At 69.7% G+C, this 9,868-nt stretch carries 8 protein-coding genes; 6 read left to right on the top strand and 2 right to left on the bottom strand.

The window, feature by feature from the left end:
* Positions 1-155 precede the first annotated feature (155 nt).
* The gene (locus AAHZ94_RS20520; protein ID WP_349994437.1) at positions 156-554 is read right to left on the bottom strand and encodes a hypothetical protein; all 399 of its coding nucleotides are present in this window, start codon (positions 552-554) and stop codon (positions 156-158) included.
* A 1,005-nt stretch (positions 555-1,559) separates the two neighbouring features.
* On the opposite strand from AAHZ94_RS20520, the gene AAHZ94_RS20515 reads away from it, so the two are divergent.
* The 5 genes from AAHZ94_RS20515 to AAHZ94_RS20495 all read left to right on the top strand — a co-directional run bounded on the left by AAHZ94_RS20515 (position 1,560) and on the right by AAHZ94_RS20495 (position 8,639).
* On the top strand, positions 1,560-2,318 hold the full coding sequence (locus tag AAHZ94_RS20515) for an SDR family NAD(P)-dependent oxidoreductase (protein ID WP_349994436.1): 759 nt from the start codon (positions 1,560-1,562) through the stop codon (positions 2,316-2,318).
* 544 nt (positions 2,319-2,862) lie between these two features.
* A complete protein-coding gene (locus AAHZ94_RS20510; RefSeq protein WP_349994435.1) occupies positions 2,863-3,843 on the top strand; it encodes an ABC transporter permease in 981 nt (326 codons plus the stop codon).
* Between the two features lies 1 nt (position 3,844).
* Positions 3,845-4,750, top strand: coding sequence for an ABC transporter permease (locus AAHZ94_RS20505; protein ID WP_349994434.1), 906 nt, complete (start codon positions 3,845-3,847; stop codon positions 4,748-4,750).
* A complete protein-coding gene (locus AAHZ94_RS20500) occupies positions 4,747-6,870 on the top strand; it encodes a dipeptide ABC transporter ATP-binding protein (RefSeq protein ID WP_349994433.1) in 2,124 nt (707 codons plus the stop codon). Before AAHZ94_RS20505 ends, AAHZ94_RS20500 begins: the two co-directional genes overlap by 4 nt.
* Before the next feature lie 89 nt (positions 6,871-6,959).
* Positions 6,960-8,639, top strand: coding sequence for an ABC transporter family substrate-binding protein (locus tag AAHZ94_RS20495; RefSeq protein WP_349994432.1), 1,680 nt, complete (start codon positions 6,960-6,962; stop codon positions 8,637-8,639).
* 129 nt (positions 8,640-8,768) lie between these two features.
* Here AAHZ94_RS20495 and AAHZ94_RS20490 read toward each other — a convergent pair whose 3' ends face one another.
* On the bottom strand, positions 8,769-9,470 hold the full coding sequence (locus AAHZ94_RS20490) for a DUF4232 domain-containing protein (RefSeq protein ID WP_349994431.1): 702 nt from the start codon (positions 9,468-9,470) through the stop codon (positions 8,769-8,771).
* Between the two features lie 211 nt (positions 9,471-9,681).
* On the opposite strand from AAHZ94_RS20490, the gene AAHZ94_RS20485 reads away from it, so the two are divergent.
* A complete protein-coding gene (locus AAHZ94_RS20485; protein ID WP_349994430.1) occupies positions 9,682-9,816 on the top strand; it encodes a hypothetical protein in 135 nt (44 codons plus the stop codon).
* Positions 9,817-9,868 lie beyond the last annotated feature (52 nt).

Below are 9,868 nucleotides of genomic sequence, written 5' to 3'. Positions count from 1 at the left end.
GGGGGCCGGCACATCGGCGGGCTGCCGTGCGGCTCCGGCCGGCAGGTGGACGGTGCGCGCGTCGATCGTGGCGTGGTCACCGGTGGAGACGACGCCGCTGTTGGTCCCGACGGCGACCGCTCGGGGGCCCGACGCCTCCACACCCGCCCCCTCATTCATCGCTGGATGGTGGCGCCGTCGCCCGTACTGATGACGCCGTTGTTCGTCTCCACGGCGACGGCACCGGCGCCCGAGGCGGTGAAGGAGCGGGTGGGCAGGAGCTGTGCCAGCTCGGCGGCCAACTCGGCGTCCTGTCGCAGGATGCGACGCACCTGGACGCGCAGGGCCGCATGGGCGTCGTCGTCCTGTGGGGCGTCGGCGACCTCCTCGATGGCCTCCTCCAACCCTCCCCGGCTCTCCTCCCGGCTCCACAGCCGGTGCACGATCCGCTGGCCCAGCGACACCGTCGCGTCGGCGGCCGTGTCGGCACTGCGGGTGACGACGGCCGTTCCGTACGCGGCGACGGCGGCGGTGACGTACGGCACCACATCGTTGGCAACGGTCAACGCGTCCACGGCGATCTCCCTCTGTCAGTCACCCGAGCATGCCATGAGGACGCCGCCGTCGTCGTGCGATGGGCGGAGGGGCTGGGAGCCGGGGCAGGTCAGGCCGGCGGCGATGCCGGTCCTGTGGCGAGGTCAGCGGTGTCGGCCGACACTCGAAGGCGGGCCCTCATCCGAAAACGCCCCACATCGCCAACCACCCATACGGACCAGGCCAGTTGGACCACTCAGCAGAGCCTGGGGCGCGGGGACAGGGGAAGAGGACAGGGCGTGAGGCAGATGGTTTCTCCCACACCATCATCGGTGCGTCGCTGGCGACTGGGGGTACACCAGCGAAGCTAGCTGGAGCGTCAGCCCCATCTGCCTCACTCGGAGTTAGAGATCAACTCCTTCATGGTCGAGCACCTTCACGGCCACCGCCCACAGCGCCTTCGCACCGAGCGCGACAGCCAAACGTGAAGCCGCCTTACGTAACCAGCCAGATCTCACCTGGACCGGTTCCGAGTTGACCATCCCTGCCACCTCATCTCATGAGCCGGGGCCCACACGGATGACGTGGGCCCCCAGTGCCGACGTCCGTCCGCACATCCGAGGCCCCGACCCTGCCTTGAGATGAGGCACCCTCAGATTAGTGACTCGGCTCGGCACGCTCCAGCCCTTCGGCGCCGCCCGCAGCCATCTGTGACCCGCTTCACGTGCCCATACGCCCGGCGCGCCCCACCCCCAGCACCGTGCGCCCGCGCCTTCGCGGCAGCCATCGGCCGTACGGGCCGGCCGGTCGCAGCAGCCCGACGCACTGCCTGGGTGTGTCACCCCCAGGGAACGCACGCCCTGGTTGGGCGCCGCTGACCTGCCCAGACTCGGCGGAGCGGAAGCGACCGCGCCCTACGGGGGGACGGTCCCATTCGCGGCAGGCTGGCTTTATCGACCAGTTCGCACCCGGCAGCCAGCCGGACGCGAGCAAGCCGACCAGCGAGCAGACGAACAAGCAACCAGGACGACCAAAGGACCAACCCCATGACGGGACGACGACTCGCCGGCAAGGTCGCGCTGATCACGGGCGCGACCGGCGGACTCGGAACGGCGACCGCCGAACTCTTCGCCCGCGAGGGCGCCCGGCTCGTACTCACCGACATCGCCGAAGGCCCGCTCCATGACCTGGCCGAGCGGATCGGGGCGCGCGGCGCGGAGGTCGTCGTCGCCCGCCTCGACGTCTCCTCCGCGCGGGAGTGGGACGAGGTGATCACCCTCGTACGCGACCAGTTCGCCGCGCTGGACGTGCTCGTGAACCTCGCCGGCATCGTGGACTGGCCGGGCATCGAGGACACGCGGGAAGAGGACTGGGACCGCGTCGTCGACGTGAACCAGAAGGGCACCTGGCTCGGCATGAGGGCGGCGATGCCGCTGCTGCGGGCGAGCGGCAACGCGTCGGTGGTCAACACCTCGTCGGTGCTCGGCCTGGTGGGCAGCGGCGCGGCTGCGGCCTACCAGGCGTCCAAGGGAGCCGTACGCCTGCTCAGCAAGACCGCGGCGGTCGAGTACGCCCGGCAGGGGGTACGGGTCAATTCGGTGCACCCCGGGGTGATCGTCACGCCGATGATCCAGGAACTGCTCGACGAGCAGGGGGACCAGCAGCCGGACATCCAGCGCACCCCCATGCGCCGCGCCGGTCGGGCCGACGAGATCGCACCCGCGATCCTCTTCCTGGCCTGCGACGACTCCTCGTTCGTCACCGGCTCGGAGCTGGTGGTCGACGGCGGGCTCACCGCGCACTGAGCACGGCGGCACCGCGCCCGCTCCCCCAACCCCTTCCCCGTTCCCAACGCCTTCCCCACTCCCGGCCCCGGCCCTCAAACCTTCCCCCCACCCCAACCCGCGTCCCACCCACCCCAACCCACCCTGCCGCCGCCCCATACGGTCCAACCCAACCCGCCCCGTACCCCACTCCAACCCATCCGATACCCCAGCCCATCAGGTCACCGCCCCGCCCCACCTCACCCCACCAACCTCAGACCCAGATCACCCTCCGTTATCAACCATCACCCGCCCCCTCACCGCCATCCGTTACCAGCCACCACCAGGAATCGCCCAAATCCCCCAGCCGTCGACCTCACTTTTGCTTCGGCAACATTGCAGGATCGTGGCAGGGCCCGGAAAAACTTGGCATCACCATCTATTAGGGATCAAGCTGGCGGAGCCTCCTCGTGGGGCCGTTCCGTACTCGTACGTTCCAGAAAGTCCCACCACACATGTACTGCACCTGTCTCCCCGGCGCCGTCCCGGCGCGTCCCGCGTGTGTGGTGAGGGGGCGGTCCGCACCATGCGCTATGTGATGCGCAAGGCGGGCGGCTGGCTGGTGATGATCGCTGTCGCAACCAACGCGACATATTTCCTGGCCAGCTTCTTTTTGGACCCGCGATCGAACTACAAGGAGTTGCGGCCCGTCCGCAGCGAGGAGCAGATCGCCCGGGCCCTCGCCCCGTACAACCTCGATCCCGGGGTGCCGCTCGTGGAGCGGTGGTGGAACTGGCTCACTTCGGTGGTCCTCCACTTCGACTGGGGGGCGTCACCGACCGGTGTTTCCGTCAACGGTGAGATGGGTTACCGCGCCCTCGTCAGCGCCCAGCTCGTGGTGACGGCGACCGTCCTGTCCGTGGTGATCGGTGTGGCGCTCGCCGTGTACACCGCCGCGCGCCAGTACGGTCCGGCCGACCGGATCTTCCAGGCGATCTCCATCACGGTGTTCAACATTCCGACCTCCGTCGCCGCGTTGGCCGTGGTCTTCGTCGCCATCTGGTTGAACCAGCACGCCGGGCTCGACTTCCTGTACGTCGCCGGGGAGAACTCACCCAACGTCGAGGGACTGTTCCCGACCATCGGTGATCGGCTGCTGCACCTGATCCTGCCGACGTTGACGCTGACGCTGATGGGTTACGTGGGCTACCACCTGACCCAGCGTTCGCTGCTGCTCGACACGATCAACGCCGACTTCGTGCGTACGGCCCAGGCCACCGGCCTCACCCGCGCCAAGGCCGTCCGCCGGCACGCCCTGCGCGCCGCACTGATCCCGACGGCCGCCTCCGTGGCGTTCAGCGTGCCCGGCATCTTCACCGGGGCCATCGTCACCGAGACGATCTTCGGTTGGAACGGCATGGGCCGCTACTTCATCCAGACCATCGGCAAGAACGACGTGCACGGCGCGGTCGCGGTGGCTGCGTTCGCCGCGGTGCTCACCGCGATCGGCGCGATCCTCGCGGACATCGCCACGGTCTTCCTCGACCCGAGAGTGCGGGTGAACTGACATGGCGACCGCAACCGACACCGTCCCCACCAAGCCGTCCAAGGGTCTCGGCCTCGGCCGGCTCTACCTGCGGCGCTTCCTGCGCAACCGCCTCGCGGTCGCCGGGGTCGTGATCTTCCTGCTGCTGGTGCTGTTCAGCCTCTTCGGTGACCTGTTCACCACCTACCAGCACACCGACGCCGACTTCGCCGCGCTCACCCAGCCGCCGAGCGACGTGCACTGGTTCGGCACCAACCAGGGTGGCAACGACATCTACGCCAGCGCGGTGCACGGGCTGCAACGTTCGTTGGTGATCGCCGTGAGCGTGTCCGTCCTGACCATCATCGTTGCCGCGATCATCGGCGCGAGCGCCGCGTACTTCGGTGGCCAGGTGGAGCGGCTGACGCTCGGCCTCATCCACTTCCTGCTGATCGTGCCCTCGTTCCTGATCCTCGCCCTGATCTCCAACCGGGTGGCGGGCGACTGGCGCGTACTGATCATCGTGCTGACCGTGTTCGGGTGGATGTCCACCGCTCGCATCGTGTGGTCGGTCTCGACGTCGCTGCGCGAGCGGGACTACGTGACGGCGGCGGAGTTCATGGGTGTGCACCCGCTGCGCATCATCGTGCGCCACATCATTCCCAACCTGGGTTCCCTGCTCATCGTCAACCTGACCCTCGGCGTCGTCGCGACCGTGCTCAGCGAGACCGCGCTGTCCTTCCTCGGTTTCGGTGTGCAGACCCCGGACGTCTCTCTCGGCACGATGCTCGCCGACGGCGCGACCACCATCACCAGCGCTCCCTGGCTCTTCGCCTTCCCCGCGGGCCTGGTCGTCCTGCTCACCGTCTCGATGACCTTCATCGGTGACGGGCTGCGCGACGCACTCGACCCCACTTCCGTGACCGGCGCGGCGGGAGGCCGACGATGACGCTCACCACCCCCGTACGGGACACCCCGCCCGCCCCCGCCGGCAGCACACCCGTGCTCTCCGTACGGGACCTGCGGGTCTCCTTCCCCTCCGAGGCCGGGACCGTCGAGGCGGTGCGCGGCGTCAGCTTCGACCTGTTGCCCGGCCGTACCCTCGGCATCGTCGGTGAGTCGGGCTCGGGCAAGTCGGCCACCGCGATGGGCATCATGGGTCTGCTGCCGCCCACTGCCGCCCTGCACGGTCAGGTCGTGCTGGGCGGGCAGGACCTGGTGGGTCTCGACGACCGGGCCCTGTCACGGGTGCGGGGCAAGTCCATTGGCATGGTCTTCCAGGACCCGCTGTCGGCGCTGACCCCCATCTTCTCCGTGGGCAGGCTGCTCGCCGATGCGCTGCGGGTCCACCAGGACCTGTCGAAGAAGGCTGCCTGGGAGCGGGCCGTCGAACTGCTCGACCTCGTCGGCATCCCCGACCCGCGCAACCGTGCATCGGCCTTCCCGCACGAGTTCTCCGGCGGCATGCGCCAGCGCGTGGTCATCGCCCTGGCCATCGCCAACCGGCCCGCCGTGCTGGTGGCCGACGAGCCCACCACCGCGCTCGACGTCACCGTGCAGGCGCAGATCCTGGACGTGCTGCGCCTGGCGCAGCGCGAGACCGGCGCCGGGCTCGTCCTGATCACCCACGACCTGGGGGTGGTGGCCGGCCACGCGGATGACGTGGCCGTGATGTACGCCGGCCGGTTCGTGGAGAAAACGGATGTTCACTCCCTGTTCCGGCGGCCGACGATGCCCTACACCGCGCGGCTGCTGGCCGCGGTGCCGACGGTGGACGGCGGGGTGCGCCGTCCGCTCGTACCGATCGGTGGGGAGCCGCCCACCCCGTCCGACCTGCCGGCCGGTTGCCCCTTCGCGAGTCGGTGCGCCGTCGCGCTCGACGCGTGCCGCTCCGATGAGCCTGAGCTGCGTGAGGTCACCGGGCACGGGGACGTCGCCTGCCTGCGGGCGGCCGAGATAGCCGACGGCACTCTCGATCCGCGCGGGGAGCTGGCGGCGGGCGATGGCGCGGCGGGTACGGGCCGCTCGACGGGCGGCGAGGTGGTGCTGCGCGTCGAGGAGCTGGTGAAGACGTTTCCCGTCACCAAGGGGGCGTTCATCAAGCGCCGGGTCGGCACGCTGCACGCCGTGAACGGCGTCAGTTTCGAGCTGCGGGCCGGCGAGACGCTGGGCCTGGTGGGTGAGTCGGGCAGCGGCAAGACGACGACGCTGATGGAGATCCTGCGGCTGCGGCGGCCCGAGGGCGGCCGGATCGAGATCGCGGGGCAGGAGATCGGCGCGGCCGGCGGCAAGGGTGTCGCGGCCACGGGTGGGGCGGCCCCCGCCCGCGGTGAGCGGCGCACCCTGCGGCACGACGTGCAGATCGTCATGCAGGACCCGCTGGGCGCCCTGGACCCGCGGCTGCCCGTCTACCAACTGCTCGCCGAGCCGCTCCAGGCGCTCGGGGAAGGCCGGGAGGCGATCCGCGCCCGTATCCACGAGCTGCTCACCCTGGTGGGGCTCGATCCGGCGATGGGTGACCGGTTCCCGGCGGCGCTCTCGGGAGGCCAGCGCCAGCGCATCGGCATCGCCCGCGCCCTGGCCACGGACCCGAAGCTGCTCGCCCTGGACGAACCGCTGTCCGCGCTGGACGTGTCGGTGCAGGCCGGGGTGATCAACCTGCTGGGCCGGCTCAAGGAGGAGCTGGGGCTCGCCTATCTGATGGTCGCCCACGACCTGGCGGTGGTCCGCTACATCTGTGACCGCATCGCGGTGATGTACCTGGGTCACATCGTGGAGATCGGTGACACGGAGGCGCTGTTCTCCGACCCGAAGCACCCCTACACCCGGGCGCTGCTGTCGGCGATCCCGCTGCCCGACCCGGAGCGCGAGCGCACCCGCGAGCGGATCGTCCTCCAGGGCGAGCAACCCAGCGCCACCAACCTGCCGAGCGGCTGTGTGTTCGTCGACCGCTGCCCGCTGTACCGGCTCGCCGACGCGGACGTGCAGGAGCGCTGTCGCACCGAGCGTCCCGCGCCGCGGCCGGCGCCGGGCCAGGACGGCCACGCGTACGCCTGCCACGCGGTGTGACCTGGGCCGAGTGCCCCGGCCAAGGCCCCGTCACCACCCACGACCAACCCTCATTTTCACCTCTTCACCCAACCCAAGGACGCTCTCCCATGCGCGCAAGACTGGCCCTGCCCGTCGCCCTCATCGCAGCCATCTCCGTCACCGCCACCGCGTGCCAGAACTCCACCAATGACGGCTCGGGCTCGGGCAGCAAGGACACCCCGTCCACCGCGTCGGGAGCCGCCGACTACAACCCGACGCCGTACGAGAAGATCAAGGACGGCGGTACGTACACGACGGTGGGGACGTTCGACGAACAGGGCAACCCGTTCAACGTCAACGGCACGCTCACCGCGAGCCGGGTGTGGGCCTGGTACAACGCGAACGCGATCACCTACTCGCCCACCGGCGACGTGCAGTACAACCCCGACTACTTCACCGACGTGAAGGAGTCCGTCGAGGGTGGCAACCAGAAGGTCGTCCTGACCATCAACGCGAAGGCCACCTTCAACGACGGGACCCCGATCGACTGGAAGGCGATCGAGGCCACCTGGAAGGCCAACAACGGGTCCAACAAGGACTTCGCGGCCTCCACCACCGACGGCTACGACAAGATCACCAAGGTCGAGCGGGGCAAGGACGACAAGCAGGCCGTCATCACCTTCAAGGGTGTGTACCCCTTCTGGTCCACCCTGTTCTCCACCTTCCTGCACCCGAAGGCGGCGACGGTCGAGAACTTCAACAAGGCGTACGTGAAGAAGGCGCGCCCCGAGTGGGGCGCGGGCCCGTACACGGTCGCCAAGTGGGACAGCCACTCGGGCAACATCACCTTCGAGCGCAACCCGAAGTGGTGGGGCAAGAAGGGCAAGCTCGACAAGCGCACGTACGTCAACCTGGAGTCGGCCGCGGGCGTCAACGCCTTCAAGAACGGTCAGCTCGACTACGTCTCCGCGGTCACGGCCGAGAGCCTGAAGCAGGTGAAGGGCCTCAAGGGCACCGAGATCCGTAGCGGCGGCAGCCCGTTCGAGTACTCGCTGCACTTCAACACCAAGTCGCCGCTCCTCGCCGACAAGGCGGTGCGCAAGGCGATCCAGGAGAGCGTCGACCGCACCCAGATCGCGAAGATCCAGTTCCAGGGTCTGGACTACAAGGAGCCGCTGCCCGGCTCGGCCGTGCTCTACAGCTTCCAGAAGGGCTACCAGGACAACGTCGCGGCCGTCCTGAAGTACGGGCCCGACCAGGCGAAGAAGGACCTCGACGCGGCGGGTTGGAAGGCTGGCAGCGACGGGGTGCGCGAGAAGGACGGCAAGAAGCTGGAAATCGGCTACACGCTGCTGGGTGACGGCCCGCTGGACAAGGCCACCGCCGGTGCGCTGACCGCGATGCTGAAGCCGGTCGGCATTCGTCTGGACATCAAGAAGGCCGACGACGCGGACTTCGCCAGCATCCTCAACGAGCGCAAGTTCGACCTGATCATCTCGGGCAACCGCTCCATGGACCCGTTCGGCATCCGGTACCTGTGCGACACGTACTGCTCCGACCGCGACTCCAACCTGACCGGGGCCGGGTCGCCGGAGCTTGACAAGGAGATCCGCGCCGCGGCGGACATCGCCGACCTCGACAAGCAGACGGCCGAGGTGAACCGGGTCGAGCAGAAGGCCCTCCAGGAGTACGCCCAGCTCCCGCTGTTCAGCGGCCCGTCGACGTACAGCGTCAAGAAGGGTCTGGCCAACGTCGGCGCGACCATCTTCTACAGCCCGCTGCCGGAGACCGTGGGCTGGGAGAAGTAGGCAGCCGCCACGGGCCGCCCGCCCTGGCACCCACCGGTCGGGTGGGTGCCAGGGCGGGCCCGGTGAGAGCAGGGTGACCCCGCCGGCCCGGTGCGTGTGCGGTGGCGGTGGGCGCGGGCTGCATGCAGGTCAGCCGCCCTGGCCGGCACTTCCGATCGGGCCGACCTCGACCGTGGAGCCTGCGCCGTCCGAGGCGGGCAGCGTGGCCGCGCCCGGCCACGCGAGGGTGACCGACTTCGTCTCGTTCGGCGGGGTCACCACGAGCCCCGTCACGCGGACGCCGGAGCCACCCGACGTGTCGAACGGGTAGTGGATGCCGACGAACGTCGACTGGCCCACCTTGAGTACCGTCGAAGGGGCCTGCTCGCCCGAGCGCTTCGCGGACAACGCGCCCGCACTGGTCCGCAGGTCAACGCCGGCGTACCCGGCGATCGTGCAGCCGCGGGCGCCCTTGTTCTTGAACTCCACCACCACGGTGGCGTTGCGGTCACCGCCGATGGTGCCGTCGGTCGCGGTGACCGTCAGGTTGTCGGTGCGGCACTTGGCCGCCTTGCCGCCCTTCTTGGGGCCGGCCCCGGTGTCCGTACCCTGGTCGGCAGAGCCCTTGCCCGGCGTGCCCTGCCCGGCGGGGGCCTCGCCCGCGGAGTCCGTACCGCCACCCTGGTCCGAGCCGCCCGAGCCGCCCGAGCCCGAGCCGCCGTTCGCGGACGACGTGGGGGTCTGGGGCGAGGAGGCACCTTGCGAGGTGCCCTCGTCATCACCCTGACAGGCCGTCAGGGTGAGACCCGCGGCGAGGGTCAGGGCAGCGAGGGTTAACTTCTGGGCGCGCATCGTTTCCGCCTCATGTGTCGGTCGGGGTCCCCGCCCGTTCGGCAGGGCCGGTGCGGGCGGGCGTTCGTGGTCAACAAGAGGGACCCACCCGGCGCCCCGTTCCGCCCCACCCTCGCTCATACACTCCTGTTACACACCGCTGCGCACCTCTCCCTGAGCCTCCAACTCGCCTCTGCGTGGCGGCTGTCGAAGCATGGGGGACGGTCGACCGGTGCCCGGTTCCGCTCCATCCGTTCCATCCGCGGCGATCCACCCGCTCATCGGGTTGGCCGGGGTGCGCGGTGACACAGCAGCACTCGACGTACGGCGCGACACGCCGATCGGTCCGGCCACCCGGGGCGACTGAAGCCCCGCTCAGCCGACCACCGACGGTGTCGCGTACGCAGCGGGCGCCCCCC

Source organism: Streptomyces sp. HSW2009 (genome assembly GCF_040240285.1).
Lineage (GTDB): Bacteria > Actinomycetota > Actinomycetes > Streptomycetales > Streptomycetaceae > Streptomyces.
Note: the sequence above shows the minus strand (reverse complement) of the source record. Positions and strands in the feature narration are given on the sequence as shown.